Source organism: Bacillaceae bacterium S4-13-56 (assembly GCA_040191315.1).
Lineage (GTDB): Bacteria > Bacillota > Bacilli > Bacillales > JAWJLM01 > JAWJLM01.
This window is the reverse complement of sequence record JAWJLM010000020.1, coordinates 14021-29763: the sequence shown is the minus strand read 5'-3', so window position 1 is coordinate 29763 and position 15743 is coordinate 14021. Positions and strand designations below refer to the sequence as shown.

At 39.0% G+C, this 15743-nt stretch carries 14 protein-coding genes and 1 pseudogene; 3 read left to right on the top strand and 12 right to left on the bottom strand.

What is annotated here, in order from left to right; translation table 11 throughout:
- Positions 1 to 34 precede the first annotated feature (34 nt).
- The 3 genes and pseudogenes from RZN25_07570 to RZN25_07560 all read right to left on the bottom strand — a co-directional run bounded on the left by RZN25_07570 (position 35) and on the right by RZN25_07560 (position 2957).
- Positions 35 to 1417 (bottom strand): MEDS domain-containing protein, encoded by a 1383-nt coding sequence (locus tag RZN25_07570; GenBank protein ID MEQ6376685.1) that lies wholly within the window; start codon positions 1415 to 1417, stop codon positions 35 to 37.
- Positions 1418 to 1908: 491 nt separating this feature from the next.
- Positions 1909 to 2466 carry a short-chain dehydrogenase gene (locus RZN25_07565; protein ID MEQ6376684.1) on the bottom strand — a complete coding sequence of 186 codons (558 nt, stop codon included), beginning with the start codon at positions 2464 to 2466 and terminating at the stop codon, positions 1909 to 1911.
- A 257-nt stretch (positions 2467 to 2723) separates the two neighbouring features.
- Positions 2724 to 2957 (bottom strand): annotated as a pseudogene (locus RZN25_07560) (aldo/keto reductase).
- Between the two features lie 97 nt (positions 2958 to 3054).
- Between RZN25_07560 and RZN25_07555 the strand changes: the two are divergent.
- On the top strand, positions 3055 to 3825 hold the full coding sequence (locus RZN25_07555) for a hypothetical protein (GenBank protein MEQ6376683.1): 771 nt from the start codon (positions 3055 to 3057) through the stop codon (positions 3823 to 3825).
- 68 nt (positions 3826 to 3893) lie between these two features.
- Positions 3894 to 4196: a hypothetical protein gene (locus RZN25_07550; protein MEQ6376682.1), complete on the top strand. Its 303-nt coding sequence runs from the start codon at positions 3894 to 3896 to the stop codon at positions 4194 to 4196.
- A gap of 45 nt (positions 4197 to 4241) precedes the next feature.
- On the opposite strand, the gene RZN25_07545 is transcribed toward RZN25_07550, so the two are convergent.
- Together RZN25_07545 and RZN25_07540 are read right to left on the bottom strand one after the other, a co-directional pair.
- Positions 4242 to 4670, bottom strand: a complete 429-nt coding sequence (locus tag RZN25_07545; protein ID MEQ6376681.1) for a BrxA/BrxB family bacilliredoxin — start codon at positions 4668 to 4670, stop codon at positions 4242 to 4244.
- A gap of 19 nt (positions 4671 to 4689) precedes the next feature.
- Entirely contained in the window at positions 4690 to 5829 is a 1140-nt protein-coding gene (locus RZN25_07540; GenBank protein ID MEQ6376680.1) for a conserved virulence factor C family protein, read from the bottom strand.
- A gap of 142 nt (positions 5830 to 5971) precedes the next feature.
- Between RZN25_07540 and RZN25_07535 the strand changes: the two genes are divergently transcribed.
- Positions 5972 to 6535 carry a GNAT family protein gene (locus tag RZN25_07535; GenBank protein ID MEQ6376679.1) on the top strand — a complete coding sequence of 188 codons (564 nt, stop codon included), beginning with the start codon at positions 5972 to 5974 and terminating at the stop codon, positions 6533 to 6535.
- 836 nt (positions 6536 to 7371) lie between these two features.
- Here RZN25_07535 and leuD read toward each other — a convergent pair.
- The 7 genes from leuD to ilvB are packed head-to-tail and all read right to left on the bottom strand — an operon-like array spanning position 7372 to position 15374.
- Positions 7372 to 7956: a 3-isopropylmalate dehydratase small subunit gene (gene leuD, locus RZN25_07530; GenBank protein ID MEQ6376678.1), complete on the bottom strand. Its 585-nt coding sequence runs from the start codon at positions 7954 to 7956 to the stop codon at positions 7372 to 7374.
- Positions 7957 to 7971: 15 nt separating this feature from the next.
- Positions 7972 to 9390 carry a 3-isopropylmalate dehydratase large subunit gene (gene leuC, locus RZN25_07525; protein MEQ6376677.1) on the bottom strand — a complete coding sequence of 473 codons (1419 nt, stop codon included), beginning with the start codon at positions 9388 to 9390 and terminating at the stop codon, positions 7972 to 7974.
- 25 nt (positions 9391 to 9415) lie between these two features.
- Positions 9416 to 10522, bottom strand: coding sequence for a 3-isopropylmalate dehydrogenase (gene leuB, locus RZN25_07520; GenBank protein MEQ6376676.1), 1107 nt, complete (start codon positions 10520 to 10522; stop codon positions 9416 to 9418).
- Positions 10523 to 10545: 23 nt separating this feature from the next.
- The gene (locus RZN25_07515; GenBank protein MEQ6376675.1) at positions 10546 to 12090 is read right to left on the bottom strand and encodes a 2-isopropylmalate synthase; all 1545 of its coding nucleotides are present in this window, start codon (positions 12088 to 12090) and stop codon (positions 10546 to 10548) included.
- Positions 12077 to 13108, bottom strand: coding sequence for a ketol-acid reductoisomerase (gene ilvC, locus RZN25_07510; GenBank protein ID MEQ6376674.1), 1032 nt, complete (start codon positions 13106 to 13108; stop codon positions 12077 to 12079). Before ilvC ends, RZN25_07515 begins: the two co-directional genes overlap by 14 nt.
- 26 nt (positions 13109 to 13134) lie before the next feature.
- Positions 13135 to 13656, bottom strand: a complete 522-nt coding sequence (gene ilvN / locus RZN25_07505; GenBank protein MEQ6376673.1) for an acetolactate synthase small subunit — start codon at positions 13654 to 13656, stop codon at positions 13135 to 13137.
- Positions 13653 to 15374 carry an acetolactate synthase large subunit gene (gene ilvB / locus RZN25_07500; GenBank protein ID MEQ6376672.1) on the bottom strand — a complete coding sequence of 574 codons (1722 nt, stop codon included), beginning with the start codon at positions 15372 to 15374 and terminating at the stop codon, positions 13653 to 13655. Before ilvB ends, ilvN begins: the two co-directional genes overlap by 4 nt.
- Positions 15375 to 15743: the final 369 nt, after the last annotated feature.

Here is a 15743-nt window from a genome sequence, read left to right as displayed (position 1 = left end):
CATTCCCCTACCATGAAAGAATTAAACTTCTAAACTAGTTTCTATTACTAGAGAGTGGAATTTTGAAGGCAAATGTAGTACCAACACCCTCTTTGCTTTCTACTGCTATACTTCCACCATGATTCTCTATTATATTGAAACAGGTAGATAGACCAAGCCCATTCCCTTCGTCTTTTGTCGTGAAGAACGGATTTCCTACTTGTTTTAGAACATGAGGCGGCATGCCACAGCCTTCATCCTGTACACTAACAATTACAAATCGATCATCTAATGAAGTATGACAAGTGATTTTTCCCTCTTCCATTGCCTCTATGGAGTTTTTAATCAAGTTTATTAAAACCTGTTTTATTTTCATTTCATCAAAAACCAAGACAATTTCATCCTGCTCATAGTTATGTACAATTTCAATTCCTTTCTGAGAAGCATGAAATTGCAATAGAGTGACAACATCATTTATTACTTTAATAATATTATTCTCTTGGTAGTTTTCAACAGGAGGCTTCGACAAATTGAGTAAATCATTGGTGATTTGCTCTATCTTTTTTATTTCATCACTCATAACCTGGAAATAGCTCTGACGTTTTTCCTGGTCAATCTTATTCTGGCTGATTAAATTGAGGAACCCTTTAATAGCTGTTAGTGGATTCTTAATTTCATGGGCAAAACTGCCAGCTAACTTACCGGTTTCCGACAATTTGCTAGATTGAATTGCTAACATTTGAAAGTCCTGCTTCATCCGCTCAGAATCCTCTTGAAGCTCCTTATGTTTAAATTTTAAATGCTTATACTCTCTTTCTTTTTCCAGCTGCTCATGAAGAGTAGGAAACTGTACCTGTTCCTGTGAATTTATAGGCAACAGTTTTGAATCAGTCATAATATACTGATGAGCGGAAAGTAACTCACAAATAATATAGGATGGGATTTTTTGACCATCATAAGCACAAACTGTAATCATTTTGAAGTGGTCAATTAGTTCCGAACATCGACATTCATAATCTAATAATTTCTCTAAAAGTTGGTCCTGCATCTGGATATCCGCATGACCCCATGCTCTTATGGTTTTTCCAGAGGCTAAATAGGGATTAATAATTTCACCAAAATGTTCATGAATAGTAGATGCATTAAAAACTCCATTAAGCTCATAAAATTCAACATTATCGATAAATATAATTTTATTCAAATCTTCTTTGGTATATCGCTCTTTTAACTGATTAATAACCTCGCCATGAATATGAGTATAATCAATTAAAATAATGACATCTCCCTCATCAAGACCTTGACTAACAAACGCACAAATATTGTTGATATATTTCACTTGATCATTATATGTATATAAAATATGTGACCCATTAGATATGTTTATTTGATCCGTTAGCTTTACGACTGGTGGTTTTTTATCGTTTTCCTCCATCTTCATTATAACCACCTACCTTTCTCTCTATATTAATTTAACGTCTTTTTATGAATTTAATTTTACCACGATATGACAACTATAAGTGAATTTTAACATTTTCTCTACAAAATTGTAGATAAATAAGAACATAAAAATTTTAATTAGATCGTTAAAGAATTCTTGAAAAGCATATTTTGCCATCTTAGAAGCCCTTATACTCTGGAGTGCAAGTCTGAATGGCGAAAGCCACAGTTTTACTTATACTATCACCGCGACTAAAGTTATAAAGTTGATAGTATAAGAAAAGCGTAAGTGCCCTTCGAAACAAGAAAATCACTTGTTTTCTGCGAAGTAGCTCTATGTAGCTTTCCTTACTCAGGGCAAAAACTTCGACGATTACTCGATGATGCTTTTTCGCTGGAGCTAGACAAATTTTATACTTTTGTATTTTGTAAAAAAGACATATGTTTGACGCTAACATATGTCTCACAACTAATCAAACGTTTGATTAATAGTTAATTCGGCCTTAATTCCCATGGCTCCATTTGACCAACAATGGTCAGTTGTCGATGATGCTGAATAGAGTCAATCACTCCATCCGAAATTTCTTTATTGGTCAACCACCTGGAATGGGTTTCCGTCAACTTAAACCCCAGTATAATTTCATGATAATTACAGTTAGATGGAGGAGTTACAGTAAAAGGCTCGATATATGCTCGGCTTCCATTTAGATGATAAAAGTCGTATTCCCCATCATTTTCCTGCATCATTTGAAAAATTTTTGGTATTAATTCATCTGCTGTTGAATGAACCCATGAAACAATAACCTCAAAACTGCCTAAGTCATTCTGAGCTTTTTTTAATCGCTCTATAAATTTTTCCGTTTCATGATAGTCCATATTCACAGCTGAAAAATTTTCTTTTTTATAGGCTTGGTCAAGCATACGATGGAATTTACTTTTTTGCCTTCCTACTACAGTGACATGGTAACCCTTTTTATTAAGCCAAAGAGAGACATCTTTAAGCATACCTGTTCCCCCAATGACTAAGGCATGGGAGCCCTTTGTTTTCATAGTTTCCCTCCTCCCATCTTTTGAAAAAGAAAGATACGTAAGGTCAAGTAAAACTTCCATCAGTGGCCGTCCCCCACTGATTGTTAGTACCTAGGGTATGACCTAAAGGCCCTTGAATCAATCGAACATTTGTAGGCAGTCAACCATGAAACGAGCTCCATAGTTGACTGCCCTCTCAAGCAGGATAAAAGTTCCAATTAAAAATCAAAATTATCCGGATTTGGACCCACCCCTTCATTTTTGTTTTTGAAGGTTTTTTCAAATGCTTGAAGAGTCGAATCGTAGCCTTGTTCAGCATTCCATACTTTTGAGGTTGCAAAAATATCTTCTCGATTTACTCCTGAATCTCGGATTTCCTGCCTACTCCTTCTTCGTTTTTGTAAACAGCGGCAATATCAATGCTAATGTATCCATTTTGCAGAGCAGTTCTAACAGAATAAATGACCTCAGCCCTTTTTTACCCTAAAGACCCCTAGGCCAAACCACGCCATTATGTAAAAAAATAAGTTTTTAAAAAACGAACCTTTTGTGACGAAGCACAACTTCAGGTTGACTGAATAGCCTAATGATAGAAAGGGAGTGAGTCCTATGTACAGGCATTTTGACATTTCTTGTACAGATCATCATATCGTTGTCAGGAAGATTGTTAGAAATCCCATTTTTAATATAAGAATTTATGCTGGTCATCAGCTTATTGCCCATCTTATATCTTTTGAACAGATTGTTTTTTATAAAGAATTATTTAGAATGAATCAAATCTTTATACAGGGTGATGTCTACACTTCGCAAGGGATTTTTCCTATTAAAGAATCCTTTATCCTGGATGACTTCATGCGTTTTCCAGCTAAGGATGTCTCATATAAGCCTGGAGATCTATTGATAGCAAGCGACAATCAAAATGGGTTGCCTGCAGGGTACATGGGACATTCTGCGATGGTAGTAGATGAGGAACATGCTATTGATTCTGTTGCCTCGTCGCCAATCGTACGTAAAATCCCCATTTCTCATTTTTTAGAAAGTCATCCTCAACATGCTCACTATCGGCCAAAGTCGGAAGAGATGGGACAAAAAGCAGTGAATTATGCCCTAAACTATTTAAAAAAGTTTAAAGAAAATAAAGAAAATGGAATTGATAAACCTAAATTTTACTTTTCCTTACAAACGCCACTAAAAGATGAATGGACGTATATCTATTGTTCTAAGCTTATTTGGCTTAGTTACTACTATGGCGCTGATTATGAGTTTCCTAATGATCACCTTTGGTTTGCTCCGGAGGATATTTATAATGCGGTTAAAGAAAATCCCAACTTTGAAAAGGTCTCTATCCACCCTGAGTTTGGATTTAATATTGATATTTAAGAAGATATTCTATCTAAAAATCATGGATTTTAAATGTTTGAACATACTAAATCCAAAGGAGGGATTGTATGTCGACAGGAAACAATGGGAATATTTATGGCGCTCCTTTCATCAATGATGCATTGGACGACAATCGAACAAAAAATGCCCACGATCGGTACGATGTTTATGTCAACAAAAGTCATGTTGGACAAAAGGTTTTGCTGACGCAAACTGAGGACGTTACGGACATTAAAGATTATTTAGAAGCCAAAGGATTTAATGGAGTGGAAGGTTACTTAGACGGTGACCATTACGTCATTCAGACAGACGATCCAGCAGAAGCAGAAAGAATCAAGGATATTTTATCCGTTTACTTAGGAATTCGATGATGAAAAAAGCCCCACTTTTACTTTGTGGGGCTTTTGAAATGTCATTTATAAATGTTCATCGTACGATTTTGTTAGATTAGCAACTATGTCATCAACCTCATGGTATTCTATATCATCACGTGGGATAAAATGAATAACCTGACCATCCTTCAATAAAGCCATGGAAGGAGAGGAAGGTTCGATCCCTTCAAAATAATCACGCATTCTTGCTGTAGCTTCTCGGTCTTGTCCAGCAAACACCGTAACAAGTTGTTCTGGTTTCTTATCATGTTTCAGAGATTCACGGACAGCTGGGCGAGCTAATCCCGCAGCACAACCACATACGGAATTGATTACTACTAGTGCTGACCCTTTCACTCCACTGATAAACTCATCGACTTCCTCTGGAGTTGTCAGTTCCTCAAATCCTGCATTCGTTAATTCATCCCTCATGGGCTGTGCCATTTGTTTCATATATTCTTCATAAGCATTCATTATAAAAACCTCCTTAAAATTAATTAGTTTGCTTTCTCGCTTGAGTCATTTGGTGCCAGACAGAACCTTTGGCTTCTTCGCCGCCTTCAATACGACTTAATGCCATCTTCACTTGCATGCGCACCTCAAATTCAGAATCATTTAAGGCCTTTCTCAAAGCAGGAATGGCACCCTCGTCTCCTACTTCATATAAATACATCGCTGCTCTCCAGCGAACTAACTTACTTGAATCATTTAACGATTCAATCATTTCTGGCATTGCCTCTTTAAATCCTAAATCAGAAATACAATCTCCCGCTGTCCTTCTCACAGCAACAGAGGAATCTTTTAAAGCTTTATATAGATAGGGAAGGACCTCTGGCTCCTCAATCATTCCTAAGTATGCCGTTGCCAGTCTTCTGATGGAAGCCTTTGAGTCCTCCAAAGCTTTATTTAGTATATCTATGTTAGCAAAGGTTGGCTGGATTCGATCCAATGCTGCATATCGCACCTTCCAATCAGGATCATTAAACATTTCTATGGTAACTTCTTGTCGAGATTCTTCTTTTATGTTCTCTTCTTGAAAAGCAATTTTTACTAAGTGTTCTAATCTTTCCCGATCAAAACTAGCTTGGATTTCCTCTACTACCTCATTCCCAATTTCATCAACAGATCCATATCGAGGGGTCTGCTCAACCCATTGGCGTTCCATCACCAAATTAGATGAAGCTGGAGAAGCCTTCATGGCCGCTTCTTTAAACATGTCCGGTAATCCAAAACGAAACTCCTCTTCCCCATCCTGGAGTTTAACCTGCATAGGGATTCCTCTAAACATTTGGATCCATACCTTTACTTCTCCAAAAGCATCCTCGGTGGGGACTGAGTGATCAAGATTTTCAGATTGATTTTCTAATTCCTCCTTGAAACCTAAGACTTCATGAACAAGTGGTAAAATATTTTCCCATGCCACCTTAGGGTTCCTTTCTAAGGCAATAAAATCTAAGACATGATAGATTCCTTTTACCCCTTTAATGGCAAAAAGCTGAGAAACGTATTCAGGGGCATCAACTAACGAATCAGTACTTTTATAGTTAACATTGTGTCCTTGAGGTAATTCTGTATCCAAGTTGATTTTCATCGAATTTGGACTAGGTGTAGGTTCTATTGAAACAATTTTCATTCCTTTTCCCCCTTCCTTAAAGTGATTTTAGCATAGTGCTAACGTGGATTCCATTTTCCCGTTTCTTGACCCGTGCAGGATATGTGAAACTTGTGGTAATCTATAAAGGTATATTTATCGTGCCGACAGTTGGAGGTTTCTCATGAATTCAAATGATATTCCTATAATAGAAACAAAAAATTATATCCTTAGAGGACTAAGAATGAAGGACGCTCCTGTTCTGTTTTCATTTATGAGTGACCTGGAGATAATGCAATACATTACCTCAACTCCAGTAAAGACGGTTACAGAAATGAATGAACAAATTCATAAGAGTTTATTGCTGTTTGAAAGAAAAAAAGAAATCCCCTGGGTCATTATGGATAAAAATAATGAGAAAATTATTGGGGTATTTCGCTTTCACAAACTTAACTTCTGGCATCTAAAGACAGAGATGGGAGTCGTTCTTGCCAAAACATTTCAGAAAAAAGGGGTTATGACCGAACTACTTCCTCATATTCTTTCTTTTGGTTTTACTGAATTAGGACTCAATCGCATTGTCGGAGACATTTTTGCCGAAAATGAAGGGTCTCGAAAATTGCTCGAAAGACAAGGGTTTCAAAAGGAAGGGGTTTTAAGACAAACTGATTTTGATGGAAATAGATACCACGATACCATTGTTTATTCGATGTTACGTGCGGAATACGAAGCTATACTTGGAGGATAATTGAAGCTGAGCATAGGACCTTCATTCTAAGCTATACCTGAAAAAAACCGAGCATAAAACTTTGAATGTTGAGCATTGACCCTCCTATTTGTGCGCATAAAGGATAATTAATGCGCATTAGTAGTGATTGCTGAGCATAGGACCTTCATTCTAAGCTATACCTGAAAAAAACCGAGCATAAAACTTTGAATGTTGAGCATTGACCCTCCTATTTGTGCGCATAAAGGATAATTAATGCGCATTAGTAGTGATTGCTGAGCATAGGACCTTCATTCTGAGCTATACCTGAAAAAACCCGAGCATAAAACTTTGAATGTTGAGCATTGACCCTCCTATTTGTGCGCATAAAGGATAATTAATGCGCATTAGTAGTGATTGCTGAGCATAGGACCTTCATTCTGAGCTATACCTGAAAAAACCCGAGCATAAAACTTTGAATGTTGAGCATTGACCCTCCTATTTGTGCGCATAAAGGATAATTAATGCGCATTAGTAGTGATTGCTGAGCATAGGACCTTCATTCTGAGCTATACCTGAAAAAACCCGAGCATAAAACTTTGAATGTTGAGCATTGACCCTCCTATTTGTGCGCATAAAGGATAATTAATGCGCATTAGTAGTGATTGCTGAGCATAGGACCTTCATTCTGAGCTATACCTGAAAAAACCCGAGCATAAAACTTTGAATGTTGAGCATTGACCCTCTCCTATCTGAGCATAACGAATAATAAGCGCGCACTACTAACAAGTGCTGAGCATATAAGCTTAAAACTAAGCATTCAAAATAAGACTAACCAACTAAAGCCTCCCACCTATCGCAGGGGGAGGCTTATCCGTTTATCCTCTAGCAGCTTCAAACATATCAATTTTATCCGAAAGTTGAAGAGTTACCCCTATTTCATCCAGTCCATTTAATAGCATCTCACGATAATAGGGTGCTACTACAAAATCAGCTTCAAATCCATAGGTGTCATAAACTTTTTGTTCTTCCAAATCAACAGTGAGAGAATATCCCTCTGACTTCGAACGTTCTATAAGAAGATCGACTTCATTTTCATTCAAATAGACAGGCAAAATTCCATTTTTAAAACAATTGTTGTAAAAAATATCTGCAAAGCTTGGAGCAATTACGACTTTAAATCCAAAATCCTCTAAAGCCCAAGGAGCATGTTCTCGAGAGGAGCCACATCCGAAGTTTTCTCCTGCAACCAGTATGGAAGCTCCTTGATATTTTAGATCATTTAAAGGAAAATCTTTGCGTGGAGTCCCATTATCATGGAAGCGCCAGTGATAGAATAAAAATTGTCCGAAACCCGAGCGTTCAATTCGTTTCAAAAATTGCTTAGGAATAATCTGGTCGGTATCGATATTGGTTCGATTTAGTGGACATACAAGTCCTTCATGTTTACGTAAAGGTTCCATTCTAGCACCTCCTATTTAAGAAACCGGGGATTCCGTAAAAGTTCTGACATCTACGAAATGACCAGCAATCGCTGCTGCTGCTGCCATCTCTGGACTGACAAGATGAGTTCTAGCACCATTCCCTTGGCGACCTTCAAAGTTTCGATTGGACGTAGAAGCACAGCGTTTTCCTGGAGGTACAATATCATCGTTCATGGCAAGGCACATGCTACATCCAGCTTCACGCCATTGAAATCCAGCATCCTGGAACACCTGATCAAGTCCCTCTTTTTCCGCTTCTAATTTCACTTTAAACGATCCTGGCACAACGATCGCCTCTACCCCCGGCTTCACTTTTTTACCACGTACAATTTCGGCAGCACGTCTTAAGTCACTTAAACGGGAATTTGTACAAGATCCAATAAAGACATAATCAATATTCACACTTGAAATTGGTTGACCAGCTTCTAGTCCCATATATTCAATCGCTCGCTTCGTTTCTTCCTTTGCATTTGTAGAGATCTGCTCTGCTGGAACTGGAACAGATGCACTTACAGGGATACACATTCCAGGGTTGGTTCCCCATGTTACCTGTGGTTCTATTTCAGAAGCATTGATTTCTATAATCGCATCGTACACCGCGCCTTCATCTGTAGCTAGTGACTTCCAATCTGCAGCGATTTTTTCGAACTCTTCCCCTTTTGAAACGTAACGGCGTCCACGGAGATATTCAACAGTCGTATCGTCTGGACTGATCAAACCTGCCCTCGCTCCCGCTTCAATCGACATATTACATACTGTCATTCTTTCTTCCATGCTCAAGTTACGAACGGCTTCTCCTGTATACTCAATAACATATCCCGTTCCAAAACGGACACCAAATTTCCTAATGATCGCTAAAATGAGATCTTTAGCAGTCACCCCTACCCCAAGCTCACCGTTCACTTTGACATTCAGTGTTTTTGGAGGTGCTTGCCAAAGAGTCTGTGTAGCAAGAACGTGTTCTACTTCACTAGTTCCTATTCCAAAAGCTAAAGCCCCAAAAGCACCATGTGTTGAGGTGTGGCTGTCCCCACACACGATCGTTTTCCCAGGTTGAGTTAATCCTAATTCTGGTCCAATAACGTGAACGATTCCTTGATCGGGGTGATTGATATCGGCAAGGGTTACTCCAAATTCTTCACAATTTTCCTTTAAGGTTTCCATTTGTTTCTTTGAAATAGGGTCCTTTATAACACTACGATTTATAGTAGGAACATTATGATCCATCGTCGCAAAGGTTTGCTCAGGTCTTCTTACCTTTCTCCCCTTTATACGCAAACCTTCAAAAGCCTGAGGCGAGGTTACTTCATGAACAAGATGTAAATCGATATATAATAAGTCCGGTTTTCCTTCTTCCTGATGAACGACATGGCGATCCCAGATTTTTTCTACAATTGTCTTTGGTTTCTGCATAATTTCACTCCCAACTATCTAGAAATCAAACATAACATCGCATGATGCTATCGGTTGTACTTTCCTCTTTAATCCCCTCGACTACAAGTTCAATCATTTCAGCAGTATTGACTTGCTTTCCACCTTGAACCTTTAAATCTGCTGTATGATAGCCTGCATTTAGAACATCCTCTACTACATTTTCAATTAATCTGGCCTCATCCTCCATACCAAATGAAAAACGAAGCATTAGTGCTGTTGATAATATCATGGCGAGTGGATTAGCTATCCCTTTCCCAGCAATATCTGGTGCTGATCCATGAGCGGGTTCATAAAGTCCTACGGAATCTTCACGGAGGCTAGCGGAAGGAAGCATTCCTAAAGATCCGGTTAAGACAGAAGCTTCATCACTCAAAATATCTCCAAACATATTTTCCGTGACAATGACATCAAATTGTGTTGGATTTGTAATCAACTTCATGGCAGCAGCATCAACTAATAGATGCTCAACAGTAACTTCCGGATACTTAGCCTTTTTCTCCTCGACCACTTCTCGCCATAGTTTGCTAGATTCTAAGACGTTTGCCTTATCTACTGATGTGAGATGCTTGCGACGAAGCATAGCACTTTCAAACCCTTTTTCAACTATTCTTTCGATTTCACTTCTGGTGTAAGCAAGAGTGTCTACAACAGAATCTCCTTGATTTCTTCGCTCACTAGGAGTCCCAAAATAAAGTCCCCCCGTTAGCTCTCTTATAATTAAAAGGTCGCTACCGTTTACGATCTCTTCTTTTAATGGAGAGGCGTGCAAAAGCTTTGCAAAACCAGTAATAGGACGCAAGTTAGCAAAAAGACCTAATGCCTTACGAATACCGAGCAGTCCTTTTTCCGGTCTCAAATGGGAGGGTAGTTGATCCCATCGTGGCCCACCTACTGCACCCAAAAGTATGGCATCTGCCTTTTGACAAGCTTCTACTGTTTGATCTGGTAGAGGAGTCCCATGGAGATCCACAGCTACTCCTCCAATATCATGAGTTTCATAGGTGAAAATGTGATTGAACTCACCTGCGATTGCTTCAAGCACCTCTTTCGATGCCTTTAAAACTTCAGGTCCTATACCATCACCTGGGAGTAACACAATATGTTTTTCCATGGCATTTTTCCTCCTTTTTAAATTTAAAGCTGTGCCGTTTGCCTTTCATACCGCTTTTGATTTGTAAACACACGATTCACAGCATTTAAGAATGCTTTTGCCGATGCTTCTAATACATCCTGCGCTGATCCTCTTCCACTAACTGCATGACCGTTGACTGTCATACTTAGGTGAACCTCAGCTAAGGCATCTCTTCCTCTTCCGACTGAACTTAAGTTGAAATCCGTCAAATGAATTTCTTCTTTAATAAGTGATTCTATCGTATTATAAAGAGCTTCTACACTTCCTTGACCCGTACACGCCGTTTCTACTCTCTTCCCATCTGGAGTAGATAAGGCAACTGTAGCCGTTGGTAGATTAGAAGAACCATACTGAACTTGAAAAGCTAGTAATTCATATTTTTTGACATTCGATACATCGGTTTTAATATCCGTAAGAATAGTAAACAAATCTTCGTCTGTTACAGTTTTCTTTCGATCACTTAGCCGCTTAAAAGTTTGAAACGCTTCTGTAATTTTTTCTTCCGATAACTGAAACCCCAACTGTTCGATTTTATTTTTGAAGGCATGACGTCCGGAATGCTTTCCAAGGAAAAGATTATTCGAATGAATTCCTACCATTTCTGGCGTGATAATTTCATAGGTAGAAGTATTCTTTAAAACCCCATCCTGATGAATGCCAGATTCATGTAAGAAGGCATTACGGCCAACTACTGCCTTGTTTCCTGGGACCGCCATTCCTGTAAGCTTGCTAACTAGATCACTTGTATATTTAATTTCTTTTAATACTAGATTGGTTGTATAAGGATATTTATCATTTCGTATAGTTAGAGCCAAGGCTACTTCTTCTATTGCCGCATTTCCTGCACGCTCCCCAATTCCGTTAATAGTACCCTCCACTTGAGTAGCACCATTTTCAATCGCAGCCAGAGTATTAGCTACGGCCATTCCTAAATCATTATGACAATGAGCAGACAATGCGACCTTATCAATATTAGGTACATTTTCTCGGATATAACGGAACATATAACCGAAATCTTCTGGTGTTGTGTAACCGACAGTGTCAGGAAGATTAATGACTGTAGCTCCCGCATCGATCACTTTTTCTATAATAGTTGCTAAAAAGTCTAAGTCAGATCGCGAAGCATCCTCTGCTGACCACTCTACATGAGGAAACTTTTGTTTAGCGTAAGAAACCATTTCAACGGCTGTTTGAATCACTTCTTCTGGTGTCTTTTTCAGCTTATAGGTCATATGAATTGGAGAAGTAGCTAAAAAAATATGGAGTCTTGGCTCGGCAGCATCTTTTAAGGCTTCCCATGCAATGTCAATATCTGATTTTGTAGCTCGTGCTAATCCGGTAACCGAAGATTTTTTAATGGTTCTCGCAATAGCTCGAACGGATTCAAAATCTCCTTCAGAGGCTGCAGGGAAGCCAGCCTCCATAATATCCACACCAAATTTCTCAAGTTGTTTAGCAATTTCAAGTTTCTCTAATTGGTTAAGATTGACACCGGGAGATTGCTCTCCGTCTCTCAAAGTTGTATCAAAAATACTAACGTGGGGCATTCGTGACCACTTCCTTCTTAGAATTTAGAGGCTGTTTCACAAATGGCATTAACTCTCGCAACTCACGACCTACCTTCTCAATCTGATGATTATTTTCCTTTGCATTGATCGCATTGAATTGTGGACGATTGGCTTGGTTTTCCAAAATCCAGCCTTTTGCAAATTGACCAGTTTGAATGTCATGAAGGACTTCTTTCATACGGGCTTTCGTATCCTCATTGATCACTCTTGGTCCTGATACGAAGTCTCCCCATTGAGCAGTATCAGAAATGGAGTAGCGCATATTTTCGAGTCCACCCTCATACATCAAATCAACAATTAATTTCATTTCATGTAAACATTCAAAATAGGCAACTTCTGGCTGGTAACCAGCTTCAGTCAAGGTTTCAAAACCCGCTTTCACAAGACTAGTCAATCCTCCACAAAGGACAGCTTGCTCTCCGAATAAATCTGTTTCTGTTTCCTCTTGGAAAGTTGTTTCAAGAACCCCCGCACGAGCAGATCCAATACCTTTTGAATAAGCAAGAGCTAATTCTGTAGTTTGACCTGTATAATCTTGATACACTCCATAAAGTGCTGGAACACCAGCGCCTTCTGTATACGTTCTACGTACTAGATGCCCTGGTCCCTTTGGAGCAACTAGGAATACATCTACATTTTCTGGAGGAACAACTTGTGAAAAATGAATATTAAAACCATGAGCAAAAGCTAATGCATTTCCTGGCTGAAGGTTTGGCTTAATGCTTTCTTCATACACCTTTGGCTGCATTTCATCTGGTAGAAGAATCATAACTACATCGGCTTCAGAAGTAGCTTCAGCAACTGATTTAACGTCAACTCCATCTTCTACTGCTTTATCCCATGATCCCCCTTTTCTAAGTCCTACGACTACATCAAATCCACTTTCTTTTAGGTTTAATGCATGGGCGTGACCTTGAGAACCGTATCCGATGATGGCAATCTTTCTATTTTTAAGTACCTCTTCTTGAATATTGTTATGATATTTTACTTTTGACATTTAAATCTTCCTCTCCGTAAGTTTTTTTAATTTAATAATGAATAGGATGGTAATTCAGTTACTTGGGGTTGGTGACCTCTTAAGAAGGCTGTAACCCCTGTTCTAGCAATCTCTTTAATTCCATATGGACGAAGTAGCTCAATAAGAGCTTCGATTTTTTCAGGTTTCCCCGTCACTTGAATGGACATGCTATCTTTACTTACATCAATAATGGATGCACGGAAAGGATCAATGATCCCTTGAAGTTCACTTCTTAACTGGCCACTACTCCCCACCTTGATAAGAGCTAGCTCACGTGCCACGATGGCTTTATCCGTAATATCAGATACTTTTAAAACATCAATTTGTTTATTCAGTTGTTTAGTTAGTTGCTCTAACTTTTGGCTATCCTCCACATCGACAACGAGGGTCATTTTCGAAATACCCTCACTTTCTGTCCGCCCAACTGAGATGCTTTCAATATTAAATTGACGCTTTTGTAATAAACCTGTAACTCGATTAAGAACACCGCTACGATTTTGAACAGTTGCTGTTATAATTCGTTTCATGGTTTTACCCCTATCATTTCGTGTAATCCTTTTCCTGGAGCAATCATTGGAAATACACACTCTTGTTGAAGAACTCGTGCATCCACAACAACTGGCCCGTCATAATCAAATATATCCGCTAAGCTATTTTTAAAATCCTCTTGCGTTTCAATTCTTATCCCTCTAATTTGATAGCTTTCGACTAATTTTACAAAATCCGGTTGAACAGGAAGGAGTGATTCTGAGTATCGTTCTTCATAGAACTTTTCCTGCCACTGTCTTACCATACCAAGTGCTCCATTATTCACGATGATGACCTTAACTGGTAGATTCCTTTCTTGCATCATAGATAACTCTTGAAGGGTCATTTGGAATCCGCCATCTCCAACAATGGCCACCACTGTATCTTCAGGTGCAGCAATTTGAGCGCCAATAGCTGCTGGTAACCCATAACCCATGGTTCCTAAACCTCCGGAAGTGATCCACCGACTTGGTTTAGAAAAGGTATAATACTGAGCTGCCCACATTTGATGCTGACCAACGTCAGTTGCTACTATTGCATTCCCTTCTGTTTTTCTATAAACCTCTTGGATCAACCATTGCGGAATCATGTCTGATTTAGGGTTGTTATACCAAAGCGGATACTCTGCTTTGTAATTGTCCAATGCCTTTAACCAATCCCCATGGGCAGGTGATTCCTCTGCTTGCTTGATGAGCTCTACTAATGCTGCTTTTGCGTCAGATACAATCGGAATTTGAGTAGGAACATTTTTTCCGATTTCCGCAGGGTCAATGTCAATATGCGCCACAGTTGCTTTCGGAGCAAAGTGAGTCAAATTCCCTGTCAATCTGTCATCAAATCGAGCACCTACATTTATGAGCAAATCACATTCATATAGCGCACGGTTTGCAGCGTATGTTCCATGCATTCCACCCATTCCAAGGAAGAGAGGATCTGTTCCAGGAAAACTTCCCAAACCCAAAAGTGTATTAACAACAGGCAGGGAATGATGTTCAGCAAATTCTCTTAATTCATTAGATGCTTTACTAATGACAACTCCTGCCCCTGCTAATATGACTGGCTTCTTTGCCCTCTTTAATGTCTCTGCAAGTTTTTTAATTTGCAATGGATTTGGATTGATGGTTGGCTGATATCCCGGCAAATGAAAGCTAGTGTCATAATGTTCTCCGCATGCATTGGCTGAAATATCCTTTGGTATATCAACTACTACAGGACCTGGGCGACCGGTAGAAGCTATATGGAAAGCTTCCTTTACGATGCGTGGCAAATCTTTAATATCCTGAACTTGATAATTCTGTTTGGTAATAGGAGTGGTAAGACCCATGACATCGGATTCCTGAAAAGCATCTGTACCGATGACTCCCCTCGCCACCTGACCTGTAAACACGACAAGTGGAATCGAATCCATCATGGCATCCGCAATACCTGTAATTAAGTTAGTAGCTCCTGGACCAGAAGTAGCTATGACTACACCAGGCCTACCTAAAATTCGAGCATATCCTTCTGCGGCATGAATTGCCCCTTGCTCATGACGGGGAAGAATATGTTTAAAATTCGCATTTGAACGATAGATGGCATCATAAATAGGCAACACAGAACCTCCCGGATACCCAAATAAAGTATCAACCCCCTCCCGAACTAATGCTTCCACAAGAAGGTCTGCTCCTGTTTTTGCCTTCGCTTCAATTTTAGGTGCTGATTTAGCTTCTACCTTCACTTTGTAATCCCTCCTAACAAAATGTATAAATACTTTTTAAACTTCCATTTGATTCATCAGGCTAGAAAACTTAGCATTCGTTAAAGGGATTCATGAATACGTATTTTGCTTTCTTAGAAGCCCTTATACTATGGAGTGCAAGCCTATATGATGAATGCCTTATAGACAGATAGGAAAATTTTATACTTTCCTATCTAAAAAAATAAAAAGGCCTTTTTCTTCCCAAATAAACTGCATGCATCATGCAGAATAACGGGGAGAAAAGACCTTTGCTTTTCACGGTACCACCCGAATTCACAGCATTCTTTAGAATACTGCCTCGTGAAGCTTCTTTTGTTTATCAGAAGCTTTCCTTTGATAACAGGTGTT